The organism is Candidatus Nitrospira neuquenensis (assembly GCF_979578155.1).
On record NZ_CEFZDU010000026.1, the window covers coordinates 1 to 13,438 of the forward strand.

The window sequence follows — 13,438 nt, forward strand, 5'->3', positions numbered from 1 at the left end:
AAATGACGCAACGATCTGTCTCTCGGTAAGATTTTAGATGACTCAATACGCCCGGTTGACACGGTTGCGATGCGCTGACTATGCTCGACCGCGTCGAGGGGAGGGCCGATGCGCGGGGAACAGTCCGGGGGGACGAACGGGGCGCGGGCCGAGCGGCCGTCGTGGAGCAGGCTCCTGCACTATGCGGCGGCCGTTCTGCTGGTCGCCGGCGGGGCCGCGTATTGGCTGTGGAAGCCCCCGAGCCTCAACCCCATGGCCGATCCCCAGGCCGCGGAGGCGCTGGCCCTGGTCCAGACCCATCGCGCGCTGGACGCCCCCACCATCCTCCAGGCCATCAACGACCGGGTGAAGCGCCGGGCCGCACGCGGCCTCGGCGTCCGACTGGACCAGTGGCGGGTCAAGAAAGAAGGGCCGAACACCTATCTGGTCCGGGTCATCATGCGGGAAGAAGGCACCAGCCAGTGGTACGAGCGGGAATACGTCTGGCGGGTCAACCTCGCCGGACGATCGGTCGAGCCGGCCAGCCTGCCGGCGACCGACCTCATGCCGCCGTCACCGGACCCTGGGCCTTCCGTCAGGGCAGGACCACCTTGACCTCGTCGCCTTCGACCAGCACCTCGTAGCGAGCCACCGCGATCTGCGGGTTCTCGGGCCGCAGCCCGGTCCTGACGTCGTACCGCCAGCCGTGCCACGGGCATTCGACGATCCTGCCGTCCAGGGTGCCCTCGCCCAGCGGCCCCCCCGCGTGCGGACAGCAGTTGTCGAGGGCATAGAGCCGCCCGTCCACGTTGAACAAGGCGACCGCGGCCTGCTCCGTCTCGACCGCAAGACAGGTTCCGGGGGGCACCTGGGACAACTTCGCGACGGTGATCAGGTTCGGCATGACCTCCCCTTCCATGAGCGGCGCGGCCGCGCGGCCGGACTTTCCCGCCGTGCAGGGGGGAGAAACCGGCCGGCTCGGCCGCTTGATTTCAGGGCATGAGTGTGGCATACACTACGCAATCCGCCTTGTCCCGAGGCGGAGATTCTTGCGGAGCCTTGGGAAACGTTATGGAGCTGACGCTGCTGCTCAACTCGACCTATGAGCCGCTTCGCGTGGTCCATTGGCAGAAGGCCATCTCCCTCCTCTGGCAGGGCAAGGTGGAGGTGCTGGAGGTCTACGACCGGGACATCCAGGGCGTCTCCATCACGATCAAGCTGCCGGCCGTGATGCGGCTGCTCAAGCTCGTGCGGTTGAAGGACAGCCACCGAGCCGTGAAGTTCTCCCGCATCAACATCTTCACGCGGGATGGCTACACGTGCCAGTACTGCCGGCAGAAGTTTCGGACGGAGGAGTTGACCTTCGACCATGTCGTGCCCATCGCCAAGGGCGGGAAGAAGACCTGGGAAAACATCGTGACCGCCTGCTGGCGGTGCAACAACCGCAAGAGCGGGCGGACGCCGGAGGAGGCCGGCATGCGCCTCATGCGCAGGCCGGTGAAGCCCCGCTGGACCCCCACCGTCACCATCACGATCGGCATCCGCAACGCGCCGGAAAGCTGGCGGGACTATCTCTATTGGAACATGGAGCTGGACGAGGATAGTCCGGCCGGCTGAGCCGCGGGGCTCAGCGGACCTTGTCGAGCACGATCTCGATGTCCCTCGCCCCCGCCAGCGTCGGGTTCTTCGCGAATTCCCCCTCCAGGTCGCCGGGTTGAGCCGGTCCGGCGACCCCGTCTTTGTCCAGTCGGGCGACCACCTCCACCATGCCCCGCAGCTCCGAGCCCTTCATCATCACGTCGGCGTTGGTGATCTCGAAGGCGACGGGGAACCGCGGCGAGTCGACCCGCTTGACCGCCAGGGGGCGCGGCGGGCCCTGCGGCCGACGGACGATCACGAAGAGCACGTCGGTCGGGGCGACCTTGCCGGCGAGCTCCGGGGCGATCGCCACCCGGCCGGCGATCCTCCCGTCGCCCGTCGGTTTCTCGCACCCGTGGGCCAGCCCAAGATAGGCGGCGACGCCCGCCAGCCCGATGATCGCGCCAGCCATCCCGACCACGCGCAGGGATTCGATCGCCACGGTCGCTCCTTTCCTTGATGCGTGCGGGCGGCATTATACAGGGCTGGCCGCGTACGGGGGAAGGGGCGGCGCGCGCCGGCCCGTTTACGGCGGCGCGGCGCTGCGGTATGATACGGCGCCGATCGCCGCAGGAGGACGCTGATGGCTGCGAACCCGGGATTTCCCATCTCGCTCGATGTGCAGGGCCGGCCCTGTCTGGTACTGGGGGGCGACGACGAGGCGGCCGACAAGGTGCTGCGCCTGCTGGACGCCGGCGCCAAGGTGACGGTCGTGAGCCCGACGCTCAACGACACCCTCAGGAAGCTGACGGCCTCGGCCAAGATTCTTCACCGAGTCCGGCGTTTCCGCGCGACCGACGCGCAGGGCGTCGTGGTGGTCGTCAACACCCTACGGGACGAGCCGGACTTCTCGCGCTCGCTCCTGGAGTTGGCGCAGAAGGAGCGGTTCCTGCTCTGCTCGGTGGACCAGCCGGAATACTCCAACGCCTTTTTGCCGGCGGTGCTCAGCCGCGGGCATCTGCGCGTGGCGATCGGGACGAGCGGCGTCGCCCCGGCCCTGGCCGGCCGCCTGCGGCAGGAGCTGGAGGGGGTGTTCGACGAGGAATTCTCGCGCTTCCTCGACTGGCTCGCCGCCCTGCGGGAGGAGACGAAGGAGGCGGAGCCGGACCCGGCGCAGCGGCGCGCCCGCCTGCGCGAGGCCGTGGCCGGGCTGAAGCTCGCCGGCCGGATCGAGTATCCCGCCGCGTGGTCGGAGCGGAAGGCCGAGCAGGCCACCTGACTCGGCGGAGACGACGAGGAACCGATGGTGTTGTTGGAATTCAGCATGTCTCCCCTGGGCAAGGGGGAGAGCGTGGGTCGGTACGTGGCGCGGTCGCTGGAGATCGTCGACCAGAGCGGGGTGGACTACCGACTGAACCCGATGGGGACGGTCCTGGAAGGCGAGTGGGACGAGGTGTTCGAGGTCGTCCGGCGCTGCTTCGAGCGGATGAAGAAGGACTGCCGCCGCATCTCCTGCACGATCAAGGTGGACTACCGCCGGGGGCATCGCGGCCGACTCTCCGGCAAGGTCGCCAGCGTGGAGAAGCGGCTGCGGAAGAAACTCAAGACCTGAGCGCGGGCGGGTCCGAGCGCGCGGCTCGCGCCGTCCGGTCACGGGGTCTCCCGGCACAGACGGGGCACGCGCGGGCCGATGCCGCAGAGCACCTCGTAGGGGATCGCGCCGGCCCAGTCCGCCAGGTCCGCCGCCGTGATCGCGTCCTCCCCCTGCCGACCGATGAGGACCGCCTCATCGCCCGCCCGCGCTTCCGGCACGTCCGTCACGTCCACCAGCGTCATGTCCATGCAGACCTTCCCGCAGACGGGCGCGCGCCGGCCGCGGATCAGCACGTTCCCCCGGCCCGAGAGCGCCCGGTCGTAGCCGTCCGCGTAGCCGACGGGCAGGACGGCGAGGCGGGTGGTACGCCGCGCGACGAAGCTCCGGTTGTAGCTCGCGCTCTCGCCGGGCTTCAGCGTCCGCACCTGGACGACCGTCGCCGCCAGGGTCAGGACGGGCCGAAGCTCCACGCCGGGCGGCGGGGCGGGGAGCGTGTGGTAGCCGTAGAGCATGAGCCCGGGCCGGACGGCGGTGAAGTGGGCCTCCGGGTACCGCAGGATCGCCGCGCTGTTCGCGGCGTGGACGAGGGGAGGCGTCCGGCCGGCCGCGGCGAGCCGGTCCAGGACGGCGCGGAAGCGCTCGATCTGGCTCCTCGTGTACGCGGGATCGTCGCCGTCCGCGTCGGCCAGGTGCGTCATCACGCCCTCCAGGCGGAGCCCGCGCTCGAAACAGCCCGACTCCAGTAGGAGCGGCACCTCCTCCAGCGCCAACCCCAGGCGGCCCATGCCGGTCTCCACCTTGATGTGCGCGGGCCACGCCAGGTCCTTCGCCGCCGCATAGGCCGCGAGCCCAGCCGCCGCGTCCCGGTCGTGGAGCACCGGCGTCAGCCGGTAGGCGACGAGGTCGGCATACTGGTGGGGGAGCAGAGCGCCGAGGAGGAGGATCGGCGCGGCGAGGCCGGCCTCCCGCAGGACGGCCCCCTCCTGCACCGTGGCGACGGCGAGGGCCGCCGCCCCCAGCCGGACGAGCGTCCGCGAGACGGCGACCGCACCGTGCCCGTAGCCGTCCGCCTTCACGACGGCGAGGACCGCGCAGGAGGGCGCGAGGCGGCGGCGCGCCTGGGCCAGGTTGTGTCGGAGCGCGTCGAGGTCGATGAGGGCGCGGACCAGCGGCAGGTCGAGGGCGGAGGGGCTTGGGTCCGCCGGACGGGGATCGGTCACGGGGACCACCTTTCAGACGGTGAGGATCTCCTCCTCTTTCTTCTTGAGGATCTCGTCCACCTTGTGGACGTACTGGTCGGTCGTCTTCTGGGTCTCGGCCTCGGCCCGCCGGAGGTCGTCCTCCGACAGCGTGCCCTCCTTGTGCAGGCGCTTGAGCTCGTCGTTGGCGTCTCGGCGGTGGGTGCGCAGGTGCACCTTCGCCTCCTCGCCGTACTTCTTGCAAAGCTTGATCAGCTCCTTGCGGCGCTCCTCGGTCAGGGGCGGGATGGGGATCCGGATCAGCTTGCCGTCGTTGGAGGGCGTCAGGCCGAGCCCGGAGGCCAGCAGCGCTTTTTCGATCTCCTTGAGCATGGTCGGTTCCCAGGGCTGGATCGTGATGGTGCGGGGGTCGGGCACGGAGAGGTTGGCGACCTGCTTGAGCGGCGTCGGCGCGCCGTAGTAGTCCACCTTGACTTGGTCGAGCAGGCCCAGCGAGGCTCGGCCGGTCCGTAGGCCGCTGAGCTCCCGCTTCAGATGCTCGACCGCGCCTTCCATCCGCTCGGCCATCTTCTGTTTTGTCGCGCTCGACATGGCTGCACCCCCTGCGGATCAGCGGCCGGCGGCGGTCACGAGCGTGCCGATCCGGTCCCCGAGGACGATCCGCTTCAGATTCCCTTCCTCTTTGAGGTTGAAGACGATCAAGGGCAGGTTGTTGTCCATGCACAGGGTGATCGCGGTCGAGTCCATGACCTTCAGCTTCTGGTTGATGATGGACAGGAACGGCAGCTCGGGGAACATCTTGGCGGTGGGGTGGGTGACGGGGTCGGCCTCGTAGATGCCGTTGACCTTCGTGCCCTTCATGATCACGTCGGCCCCGATCTCCATCGCGCGCAGGGCGGCCGCCGTGTCGGTGGAGAAGTAGGGGTTGCCCGTACCGCCCGCGAAGATGACGACCCGCTTCTTTTCCAGGTGACGGATCGCCCGCCGGCGGATGTAGCCCTCGGCGAGCTGCCGCATCTCGATGGCCGACTGGACCCGGGTGCTCATGCCCCGGCGTTCGAGGGCGTTCTGGAGCGCGAGCGCGTTCAGCATGGTGGCGAGCATGCCCATGTAGTCGGCGGAAGCCCGCTCCATGCCCCGCGCGCTGGCGGCGATGCCGCGGAAGATGTTGCCGCCGCCGATCACGATCGCGACCTCCACGCCCAGGCCCGCGACCTCGACGACCTCGTCGGAGACGGCGTCCAACACCGACGGCTGGATGCCGTATCCCTGATCGCCCGCCAGGATCTCGCCGCTGATCTTCAGCAGGATCCGACGGTACTTGACCTCGCTCATTCTTGGCCCAACTGGTACCGGGTGAAGCGCCGGACGGTGATGTTCTCGCCGATCTTGGCGATCTTCTGCGCCAGCAGGTCCTTGATGACGACGGAGGGATCCTTGATGAAGGCCTGCTCGAGCAGGCAGCTCTCCTGGTAGAACTTCTCGACCTTCCCCTCGACGATCTTGGGCCAGGCCGGCTCCGGCTTGCCCATCTCCTTGGCCTGGGCCAGGTAGATCGCTTTCTCCTTCTCCAGCAAGGAGGCGGGGACGTCCTCCCGCTTGACGAAGGCAGGGTTCGCCGCGGCGATCTGGAGGGCCAGGTCCTTCACCAGCGCCTGGAACTCCTCGTTGCGCGCCACGAAATCCGTCTCGCAGTTGACCTCCAGCAGCACGCCGATTTTCCCGCCGGGGTGGATGTAGGCCGACACCAGACCCTCGTTGGTCGCGCGCCCGGCTTTCTTCTGCGCCGCGGCCAGGCCCTTCTCCCGCAGGTGCTCGATCGCCCGCTCGATGTCGTTGCCCGTCTCGTTCAGGGCCTTCTGGCAGTCCAGAATGCCCGCCCCGGTCTTCTCCCGGAGCTCCTTCACCAGTGCGCTGTTGCCCGCCATGCCGTCTCGTCTCCTCGTTGGCTGATGCCCGTCCGTTCTCCGCCCGCGGTCAGCTCGCCGGGACCCCTTCCACGCCGACGGCCGCCGGCCTTCCCCCGCGCATGTCCATCATGACCATGCCCTCGGGCCGCTCGCCCTCCTCGCGCTGGGTGCGCAGGTGCGCGCCCTCGATGCAGGCGTCGGCGATGCGGGAGGCGATGAGTTTGATCGAACGGATGGCGTCGTCGTTGCCCGGGATCGGGTAGTCGATGCCGTCGGGATCGCAGTTGGTGTCCACGATCGCGGCGACCGGGATGCCGAGGCGGTTGGCCTCCTGGACCGCGATGCGCTCGACTCTGGTGTCCAGGACGAAGACGCAGCCGGGCAGGCTGTTGAGGTTCTTGATGCCGCAGAGGATCTTGTCGAGCTTGAGCCGCTCCTTTTCCATCTGGCTGACCTCTTTCTTGGTCAGCCGCTCGTGCGTACCGTCGGTGAGGGCGGACTCGAACTTCTTGAGCTTCTCGATGCTCCGGCGGATGGTCTGGAAATTGGTCAGCATGCCGCCGAGCCAGCGCTGGCTGACGTACGGCATCCGGCAGCGTTTGGCCTCCTCCTCGACGAGCTCCACCGCCTGGCGTTTGGTGCCCACGAAGAGGACCGCCTCGCCGGCCGCCACCGTGTCCCGGACGAAGTTGTAGGCCGCGTCGAAGCGCTGGACCGTCTGCTGCAGGTCGATGATGTAGATGCCGTTGCGCTCCCCGAAGATGTACCGCTTCATCTTCGGGTTCCAGCGGTTCGTCTGATGGCCGAAATGCACTCCGGCTTCCAGCAGTTCCCTGATCGTGACGGCGCCCATCCGTTCACCTCCTTTCCTTAGCTTGCGGAGCACCCGGGGTCCCCGTGCGACGACGGCCGCGACGGACGTCCGGGCGAGAGGTCTTGCTCCCCTTATTCCCAAGCCGAGTGGCGTGCCCGACACGCCAACGTGGATTTGACCCGTGGTTCCGACGTCCGGCTGCGCCGACGCGGAACCGTTGTCCCTTCAGAGCCTTGGCACGCTATCACAGTCGGGAAGCCATTTCAAGGCCGCCTGGGGTATCTATCTAGCTCCGGTACGAGGCGTTGATGCGGACGTAGTCGTAGGACAGGTCGGTGGTCCAGAGGCTGGCGGCGGCGGCCCCCTGCCCCAGCCCGATGGAGATCGTGAACTCCCGTCGGCGGACGACGGCGTCCAGCTTCCGCTCGACGGCGCGGCCGAGGCTCCGGCCGCCGCGGAAGATCGGGATGCCGCCGAAGGCCAGGGTGATCCGATCGGGGACGATCCGGACGCCGGCCCGGCCGACCGCCGCCATGATCCGGCCCCAGTTGGCGTCCTCGCCGAACAGCGCCGTCTTCACCAGGCAGGACGTCCCCACTGTGCGGGCGATCCGCCTGGCGTCCGCCGCCGTGCGCGCCCCCGTGACGGCGATCTCCACGACCTTGGTGACGCCTTCGCCGTCGCGGCAGATCTGCATCGCGAGGGACCGGCAGGCCTCCTCCATCAGGTGCCGGAACCGAGCCAGGCCGGGCGAGCCGTTCCGGAGGAGCGTGTTGCCGGCCGCGCCGTTGGCGAGGCAGAGGACCGTGTCGTTGGTGGAGGTATCGCCGTCCACGGAAATGCGGTTGAAGCTCCGGTCGACCGCTGCGGACAGCACCCGCTGGAGCGTCCGCGGCTCGATCGCGGCGTCGGTCGTGAGATAGGCGAGCATCGTGGCCATGTCCGGATGGATCATGCCGGAACCCTTGGCCATGCCGCCGATCGTGACGGTGCGTCCGGCGATGCGGGCCCGCACCGCGACCTCCTTGGGCCGGCGGTCGGTGGTCATGATGGCCTGCGCCGCCCGCCGTCCGCCCCGGCGACTGAGACCGCCCACGAGCAGGGGGATGGCCCGCCGGATGCGCGGCATCGGGAGGAACCGGCCGATGACCCCGGTCGAGCCGACGTAGACGGTGCGCAGGTCGAGCCCCAGCGCCGCGGCGACGAGGCGGGCCATCTCGCGGGCGTCCGCCAGACCCCGCGCGCCGGTGCAGGCGTTGGCGCCCCCGCTGTTGACGAGGATAGCGCGGCCGCGCCCGCCGCGGAGATGGGCGCGGTCGAGGAGGACCGGCGCGGCGACCACACGGTTTCTGGTGAAAACGCCCGCGGCGGCCGCCTCGCGCTCGGACACCACCAGCGCCAGGTCCAGCAGGCCCGGCTTCTTGAGCCCGGCGTGCACGCCGGTCGCGAGGAAGCCCGCCGGGGCGGTTACGCCCCCGCGAAGTCTCTGGATCCGAGCGGGTCGGGCCGGCGTGGCGTGGGGGCGGCTCGTCATCCCGGGCTGCTCACGGAAAGAGGGGGGGCGCGGTCAGGCCGGTCTCCTCGGGCAGCCCCAGCATCAGGTTCATCGCCTGGATGGCCTGGCCGGCGGCGCCCTTGACCAGGTTGTCGAGCGCGGCGACGGTGATGGCCCAGCCGGTCCGCGCGTCCGCGTAGACGGAAAGGTCGCAGTAGTTCGACCCCCGCACGTGACGGGGATTGGCCGCGGTCCGGCGGTCCATGATCCGGACGAACCGCTCGCCCTTATAGAAGGTTCGGTACAGCTCGTCCAACGCGGCGCCGTCCAGCGGCCGGCGCAGCCTGGCGTAAGCGGTGCTCAGGATCCCGCGGTTCATCGGGACGAGGTGCGGGGTGAAGGCAACACGGACCGGCTCGGCGTCGGCCCCCGCGCCGCTCCGGCCGGCGACGAGCGCCAGCTCCTGCTCGATCTCCGGAATGTGGCGGTGCGCGCCGACCTTGTAGGCCTCCAAGGCCTCATGCGCCTCCGGGAAGTGGTAGGACAGGGCCGGGCTGCGGCCCGCCCCGGAGACGCCCGACTTGGCGTCGACGACGAGGCTGTCCGGTTCCACCAGCCCCTGAGCGAGGAGCGGGGCCAACTGGAGGATGGCGGCGGTGGGGTAGCAGCCCGGTGAGCCCACGAGGCGGGCCTGCTTGATCGCGTCCCGGTGCAGCTCGGGCAGCCCGTAGACCGCCTCCCGCAAGAGGACAGGATGGGGGTGGGGCGTGCCGTACCAGGCCTCGTAGGCGGCGGCGTCCTTCAGTCGGTAGTCCGCGCTCAAGTCCACGACCGGCTTGCCGGCGGCGCGGCAGGCGGCGACCGGCGCCAGCGACTTGGTGTGGGGGAGCGCGAGAAAGACCGCGTCGCAACGCGAGGCGACCTCCTCCGGGTCGAGGGCCTCGAAGTCCTGGAGCACCGCGCCGCTCAGGTTGGGGAACACCGAGGCGACGGGCGCGCCGGCGGACTTCTCCGACGTGACGGTCTTGACCGTGAACCGGGGATGGCCGGCCAGCAGGCGCAGCAACTCGCCGCCCACGTACCCGCTCGCGCCCACGACCGCCACACTGATGGATCCGCTCGGACCGCCCACCGTCGTGCCTCCCGACGGGACGTGCGCCCCGTCCCGCGCATAAAAAAGGGAAGGCCCTGAGGCCTTCCCTTTCACTCCCCGGCGCGGGAGACCTCACCGCTTCGAATACTGGAAGCGCTTCCTCGCGCCCTTTTGGCCGTACTTCTTCCGTTCCTTGACCCGCGAATCCCGGGTCAGGAGGCCCTCCTTCTTGAGGCCCTCGCGCAGCGCGGGGTTCATGGTCACGAGGGCGCGGGCGATGGCGTGGCGGAGGGCGCCGGCCTGGCCGGTCGGCCCTCCGCCGCAAAGGGTCGCGCGGACGGCGCACTTGCCCATCAGCCCGGACACCTCGAGCGGGTACTGGATCATGGTCCGGAGCGACGGCCGGGGAAAGTAGTGTTCCAAGGGCCGGCCGTTGACGACCAGCTCTCCCGATCCCGGCGCCACCCAGGCCCGGGCGATGGCGGATTTGCGTTTCCCGGTGGCGTACTGCTGCGCGACAGCCATGCTCGTGTCAAGCCTCCTTCACAAGGTCAGTGGGGCGGTGTTCTCGTTCCGGGCTTACAGCGCGAGGGCCTCGGGGCCCTGGGCCCGGTGCGGATGGTCGGGCCCGGCGTAGACCCGCAGTTTCCTGGCCATCTGCCGGCCCAGCGAATTCTTGGGGAGCATTCCCCGGATCGCCCGGGTGAGCAGCTCCGTGGGGCGCCGCGCCCGGAGGTGCTCGGCGCTCTCCGACTTCAAGCCGCCGGGATAGCCGGTGTGAGAGACATAGGTCTTGGAGCGGAGCTTGTCGCCCGTCAATCGGACCTTGTCCGCGTTGATGATCACGACATGGTCGCCCGTGTCCACGTGCGGGGTGAAAGTGGGCTTGTGTTTGCCGCGGAGGATGCCGGCCACCCGGGCCGCCAGGCGTCCCAGGGTCTTGCCGTTCGCGTCCACCACGTGCCACTTGCGGTTCACTTCGGCCGGCTTCGCCAGGTAGGTCTTCATCGTCATCGTTCTCCGTTGCTGTGCCGCTAGACTTCAAACTTGCCCGGGTGCTGGGCGCCCAACTTTTCCAGCCAGGCGTCGAGCGGGCCGCCGCTGCGCTCCTGCAGGACCTCGCGCGTGGCGTAGATCGGGCTGCCGGTCCGCAATGCCAGCGCGATCGCGTCGCTGGGTCGGGAATCCACCGTCCGGCCGGTTTCTCCGCAGAGAAGGTGGATCGAGGCGTAATAGGTGTTGTTCCTGACCTCCGTGATCACGACCTTGGCGACCTTGAGGCCCAAATGCTGCGTCAGGCTCCGCAGCAGGTCGTGGGTCATCGGTCTTGCGCTGGGCGTCCCGTCCAGGCCGCGCTTGATGGCCTCGCCCTCCGCCGGACCCACCCAGATGGGCAACACCTCTTGCTCCTGCTCGATGCGGAGGACGACGACCTGGGCTTCCGTGTTCTGGTCCGTGACGACCCCGTGCACGGTCAGCCGCACGAGATCCGAGGCGCCGCCGTTCATGGGCGAAACCCTTCGACCGGTTTCGAGCGGCGGCGTGCGCCGCCGACCGGCTCGGCCGAATCCGACGCCGCTCGATCCGACGCCACAGGTTCACCCGGAAGCTGAGAGGCGGGGGCGTGTTCCATCCGGCCGTTACGGTTCCGACTTGCCGAAGTCATCGGGCTTGAGGTTCTCAAGCCACTGGTCCAACTCCTCGGAGGCCTGCTTGCGGAACACCTCCTCCCGGGCGAAGATCGGGCTGTTGGTCCTGAGCGCCAGCGCGATCGCGTCGCTCGGCCTCGAATCCACGGCGTACTCCGCATCCTCGTACATGAGGTGCAACTTGGCGTAGTAGGTGTTCTCTTTGAGGTCGGTGATGACGACGCTGATCAGCTTCGCATCCACGGCGTCGAGGACCGATTTGAGGAGATCGTGGGTCATGGGTCGCGGGGGCGGCGGCCCCTCCAGGGCAAGATGGATGGCGTTGGCCTCGGCCTTGCCGACCCAAACCGGCAGGATCTCGGAGGATTCCTCATCCTTGAGCGCGACGATGTACGCGTTGTGGTAGGGGTCGAACATCAGCCCCCGCACTTTCAACTGGGTCAGCATGGCAGGCCCTCGAAACCGCCCATGGCACAGCCCGCTCCGCCTCGCGAAGTGGTGCACTCTACCACCGATTTCGAGGGTTTGTCAACGAAACGGAGGTCGGGCCGCTGGGGCGCGGCGTCGGCCGGTTCGCGGTCGAGCGGCGACCGGCCGGTTACTGGACCGGCTTGTAGTTCTCGGCGACCTTGGAGCTGTCCACCGCTTCGCCGAGGTTCAGGAACGACCGCATGTGCTTCTTGACCAGCTCGCGTCCGCTCTCGTCGCCCAGGTTGATCTGGTACTCGTTGATGACCATCACCCGCATCCCCTCCCACTGTTTCCAGCAGGCCTTGCACACCTTGGCCTTGATCTCGGCCTCCAGCTTGCCCATGAAAATCGGGTCGGTCAGGGGTTCGCCGGCCTTTCCGCACTTCACGCACTGGACTTCCGCCATGTCCCTCTCCTTCCAAGCAGGGGCTTTTGCGTAGCGATCGTTCCGCCTTGTTTTACGGTCGGCGGTGGACGAATTGTAGCACCGCCGACCGCGGAAAAAAAGCGGTAGCCTGGTGCGGAAGCCCTGCGGGCATGCCTCCGGCCGACCACGTACGCCATTCGGCGTACGTCGAGCGTCTTGCCTTTGTGCGCTGCCGGGGCTAGGATGCCGCCGTGCCGCCGGCTGGGCCGATGCCGTTGCCGGCGGGGCCGGCGGGCTCGCGCGGGTGGCCGGTCGTGAGGGGGTGGAGGACATGGGACGGACCTTCCTGTGGAGGGTGGCGCTGGGCGGGGTTCTGCTGGGGCTGGCGGGCTCGGGCGCACTGGCCGGATACCGCGACCTGATGGTGTCGCCGACGACCGGCGTCGCGGTCGGCTCGGTCTGGGGCGTCTTCGTCGGGGTGTCGGAGTACCAGCAGAAGGACTTGAACCTCCGGTATGCGGACAAGGACGCCGAAGCGCTGCGCGACGTGTTCGTCGAGCAGTTCAAGGGCCGCATCCCGGCCGACCAGTTTCGGGTGCTGACCAACGGCCAGGCGACTCGGGGCCGGATTCTCAAGGAAGTCGGGGAGGTGCTCCGGCTGGCCCAGCCGGAGGACCTGGTGATGCTCTTCTTCGCCCTTCACGGCCTGCCCGACACGAGCGGGCAGGACCTGTACTTTTTGGCCCATGATGCGGACGCCAACCTGCCGGAGGACCGGGGCATCAGCCGGGACGACCTGCTCAAGCAGATCCAGCGGAGCAAGGTGCGCAAGATCGTGCTGCTGCTGGACGCCTGCCATGCCGGCGGCTTTGGAGCGAGTTCGGCGCTGCTGGCGATGCGGAGCGCGAACGCGGCGGACATCAACCGGATGCTGGTGGCGATGGGGCAGGCGCAGGACGGGGTGGCGGTGCTGACGGCTGCTGGCGCGGCGGAGCGGTCGCAGGAGGGGCCGCAGTTTTGCGGGGGGCACGGGGCGTTCACCTGCGCGCTGCTGACGGGCTTGAAGGGGGCGGCGGACAGCGACGGGAACGGGCTGGTGCAGGTGCGCGAGCTGTACGACTACACGTACCGGGAGACCAAGCGGCGCACGACCGGGTTGCAGAATCCGGAGCTGCAGGGGCGGTTCGACAATGGGCTGCCGCTGGCGATGACGGGCGGTGGGGCGGCGTCGGCGCGGCCGAGCGCGCCGAGCCTGAGCGCGCCGCCGGCCCAGGGGGTGGATCTCGGCG

General features: G+C 69.1%; 19 protein-coding genes. 5 read left to right on the forward strand and 14 right to left on the reverse strand.

What is annotated here, in order from left to right; translation table 11 throughout:
• Nucleotides 1-108 precede the first annotated feature (108 nt).
• Nucleotides 109-594, forward strand: coding sequence for a hypothetical protein (locus tag AC1U7O_RS10545; protein ID WP_479894727.1), 486 nt, complete (start codon nucleotides 109-111; stop codon nucleotides 592-594).
• On the opposite strand, the gene AC1U7O_RS10550 is transcribed toward AC1U7O_RS10545, so the two are convergent.
• Entirely contained in the window at nucleotides 575-883 is a 309-nt protein-coding gene (locus tag AC1U7O_RS10550) for a Rieske (2Fe-2S) protein (RefSeq protein ID WP_479894728.1), read from the reverse strand. The two genes, AC1U7O_RS10545 and AC1U7O_RS10550, sit on opposite strands and share 20 nt — an antisense overlap.
• 167 nt (nucleotides 884-1,050) lie before the next feature.
• On the opposite strand from AC1U7O_RS10550, the gene AC1U7O_RS10555 reads away from it, so the two are divergent.
• A complete protein-coding gene (locus AC1U7O_RS10555) occupies nucleotides 1,051-1,596 on the forward strand; it encodes an HNH endonuclease (protein ID WP_479894729.1) in 546 nt (181 codons plus the stop codon).
• A 10-nt stretch (nucleotides 1,597-1,606) separates the two neighbouring features.
• Here AC1U7O_RS10555 and AC1U7O_RS10560 read toward each other — a convergent pair whose 3' ends face one another.
• Nucleotides 1,607-2,059: a c-type cytochrome biogenesis protein CcmI/CycH gene (locus AC1U7O_RS10560; RefSeq protein ID WP_479894730.1), complete on the reverse strand. Its 453-nt coding sequence runs from the start codon at nucleotides 2,057-2,059 to the stop codon at nucleotides 1,607-1,609.
• A gap of 141 nt (nucleotides 2,060-2,200) precedes the next feature.
• On the opposite strand from AC1U7O_RS10560, the gene AC1U7O_RS10565 reads away from it, so the two are divergent.
• Entirely contained in the window at nucleotides 2,201-2,836 is a 636-nt protein-coding gene (locus tag AC1U7O_RS10565) for a precorrin-2 dehydrogenase/sirohydrochlorin ferrochelatase family protein (RefSeq protein ID WP_479894731.1), read from the forward strand.
• A gap of 24 nt (nucleotides 2,837-2,860) precedes the next feature.
• The gene (locus tag AC1U7O_RS10570; protein WP_479894732.1) at nucleotides 2,861-3,169 is read left to right on the forward strand and encodes an MTH1187 family thiamine-binding protein; all 309 of its coding nucleotides are present in this window, start codon (nucleotides 2,861-2,863) and stop codon (nucleotides 3,167-3,169) included.
• Nucleotides 3,170-3,207: 38 nt separating this feature from the next.
• Here AC1U7O_RS10570 and alr read toward each other — a convergent pair whose 3' ends face one another.
• The 12 genes from alr to AC1U7O_RS10630 form a co-directional block, all read right to left on the reverse strand.
• Nucleotides 3,208-4,371, reverse strand: coding sequence for an alanine racemase (gene alr / locus AC1U7O_RS10575; protein WP_479894733.1), 1,164 nt, complete (start codon nucleotides 4,369-4,371; stop codon nucleotides 3,208-3,210).
• Between the two features lie 12 nt (nucleotides 4,372-4,383).
• A complete protein-coding gene (gene frr, locus AC1U7O_RS10580) occupies nucleotides 4,384-4,941 on the reverse strand; it encodes a ribosome recycling factor (RefSeq protein WP_479894734.1) in 558 nt (185 codons plus the stop codon).
• 18 nt (nucleotides 4,942-4,959) lie between these two features.
• Complete coding sequence (gene pyrH / locus AC1U7O_RS10585; RefSeq protein WP_479894735.1) at nucleotides 4,960-5,685, reverse strand: UMP kinase; 726 nt, start codon at nucleotides 5,683-5,685, stop codon at nucleotides 4,960-4,962.
• Nucleotides 5,682-6,278 (reverse strand): translation elongation factor Ts, encoded by a 597-nt coding sequence (gene tsf, locus AC1U7O_RS10590; protein ID WP_479894736.1) that lies wholly within the window; start codon nucleotides 6,276-6,278, stop codon nucleotides 5,682-5,684. The genes pyrH and tsf overlap by 4 nt, the downstream gene beginning before the upstream one ends.
• 49 nt (nucleotides 6,279-6,327) lie before the next feature.
• Nucleotides 6,328-7,113 carry a 30S ribosomal protein S2 gene (rpsB, locus tag AC1U7O_RS10595; protein WP_479894737.1) on the reverse strand — a complete coding sequence of 262 codons (786 nt, stop codon included), beginning with the start codon at nucleotides 7,111-7,113 and terminating at the stop codon, nucleotides 6,328-6,330.
• 247 nt (nucleotides 7,114-7,360) lie between these two features.
• The gene (gene argJ / locus AC1U7O_RS10600) at nucleotides 7,361-8,608 is read right to left on the reverse strand and encodes a bifunctional glutamate N-acetyltransferase/amino-acid acetyltransferase ArgJ (protein ID WP_479894738.1); all 1,248 of its coding nucleotides are present in this window, start codon (nucleotides 8,606-8,608) and stop codon (nucleotides 7,361-7,363) included.
• Nucleotides 8,609-8,618: 10 nt separating this feature from the next.
• Nucleotides 8,619-9,701, reverse strand: a complete 1,083-nt coding sequence (gene argC / locus AC1U7O_RS10605) for an N-acetyl-gamma-glutamyl-phosphate reductase (RefSeq protein ID WP_479894739.1) — start codon at nucleotides 9,699-9,701, stop codon at nucleotides 8,619-8,621.
• 93 nt (nucleotides 9,702-9,794) lie between these two features.
• Nucleotides 9,795-10,187, reverse strand: coding sequence for a 30S ribosomal protein S9 (gene rpsI / locus AC1U7O_RS10610; RefSeq protein ID WP_479894740.1), 393 nt, complete (start codon nucleotides 10,185-10,187; stop codon nucleotides 9,795-9,797).
• Nucleotides 10,188-10,241: 54 nt separating this feature from the next.
• Complete coding sequence (gene rplM / locus AC1U7O_RS10615; RefSeq protein ID WP_479894745.1) at nucleotides 10,242-10,670, reverse strand: 50S ribosomal protein L13; 429 nt, start codon at nucleotides 10,668-10,670, stop codon at nucleotides 10,242-10,244.
• Nucleotides 10,671-10,696: 26 nt separating this feature from the next.
• Nucleotides 10,697-11,170, reverse strand: a complete 474-nt coding sequence (locus AC1U7O_RS10620) for a bifunctional nuclease family protein (RefSeq protein WP_479894741.1) — start codon at nucleotides 11,168-11,170, stop codon at nucleotides 10,697-10,699.
• Nucleotides 11,171-11,302: 132 nt separating this feature from the next.
• Entirely contained in the window at nucleotides 11,303-11,758 is a 456-nt protein-coding gene (locus AC1U7O_RS10625; RefSeq protein WP_479894742.1) for a bifunctional nuclease family protein, read from the reverse strand.
• 151 nt (nucleotides 11,759-11,909) lie between these two features.
• Complete coding sequence (locus tag AC1U7O_RS10630; RefSeq protein WP_479894743.1) at nucleotides 11,910-12,188, reverse strand: Fe(2+)-trafficking protein; 279 nt, start codon at nucleotides 12,186-12,188, stop codon at nucleotides 11,910-11,912.
• Between the two features lie 292 nt (nucleotides 12,189-12,480).
• Here AC1U7O_RS10630 and AC1U7O_RS10635 point away from each other — a divergent pair.
• The coding region (locus AC1U7O_RS10635; RefSeq protein WP_479894744.1) for a caspase family protein at nucleotides 12,481-13,438 on the forward strand (958 nt) is incomplete at its 3' end.

Bases quoted from the DNA above. Each gene is read 5' to 3' on its own strand.
- AC1U7O_RS10545 (WP_479894727.1), top strand. From the start codon at position 109: ATGCGCGGGGAACAGTCCGGGGGGACGAACGGGGCGCGGGCCGAGCGG.
- rplM (WP_479894745.1), bottom strand. From the start codon at position 10,670: ATGAAGACCTACCTGGCGAAGCCGGCCGAAGTGAACCGCAAGTGGCAC.
- AC1U7O_RS10565 (WP_479894731.1), top strand. From the start codon at position 2,201: ATGGCTGCGAACCCGGGATTTCCCATCTCGCTCGATGTGCAGGGCCGG.
- frr (WP_479894734.1), bottom strand. From the start codon at position 4,941: ATGTCGAGCGCGACAAAACAGAAGATGGCCGAGCGGATGGAAGGCGCG.
- AC1U7O_RS10555 (WP_479894729.1), top strand. From the start codon at position 1,051: ATGGAGCTGACGCTGCTGCTCAACTCGACCTATGAGCCGCTTCGCGTG.
- argJ (WP_479894738.1), bottom strand. From the start codon at position 8,608: ATGACGAGCCGCCCCCACGCCACGCCGGCCCGACCCGCTCGGATCCAG.
- AC1U7O_RS10620 (WP_479894741.1), bottom strand. From the start codon at position 11,170: ATGAACGGCGGCGCCTCGGATCTCGTGCGGCTGACCGTGCACGGGGTC.
- rpsB (WP_479894737.1), bottom strand. From the start codon at position 7,113: ATGGGCGCCGTCACGATCAGGGAACTGCTGGAAGCCGGAGTGCATTTC.
- AC1U7O_RS10630 (WP_479894743.1), bottom strand. From the start codon at position 12,188: ATGGCGGAAGTCCAGTGCGTGAAGTGCGGAAAGGCCGGCGAACCCCTG.
- AC1U7O_RS10625 (WP_479894742.1), bottom strand. From the start codon at position 11,758: ATGCTGACCCAGTTGAAAGTGCGGGGGCTGATGTTCGACCCCTACCAC.
- rpsI (WP_479894740.1), bottom strand. From the start codon at position 10,187: ATGGCTGTCGCGCAGCAGTACGCCACCGGGAAACGCAAATCCGCCATC.
- AC1U7O_RS10570 (WP_479894732.1), top strand. From the start codon at position 2,861: ATGGTGTTGTTGGAATTCAGCATGTCTCCCCTGGGCAAGGGGGAGAGC.
- pyrH (WP_479894735.1), bottom strand. From the start codon at position 5,685: ATGAGCGAGGTCAAGTACCGTCGGATCCTGCTGAAGATCAGCGGCGAG.
- AC1U7O_RS10550 (WP_479894728.1), bottom strand. From the start codon at position 883: ATGCCGAACCTGATCACCGTCGCGAAGTTGTCCCAGGTGCCCCCCGGA.
- tsf (WP_479894736.1), bottom strand. From the start codon at position 6,278: ATGGCGGGCAACAGCGCACTGGTGAAGGAGCTCCGGGAGAAGACCGGG.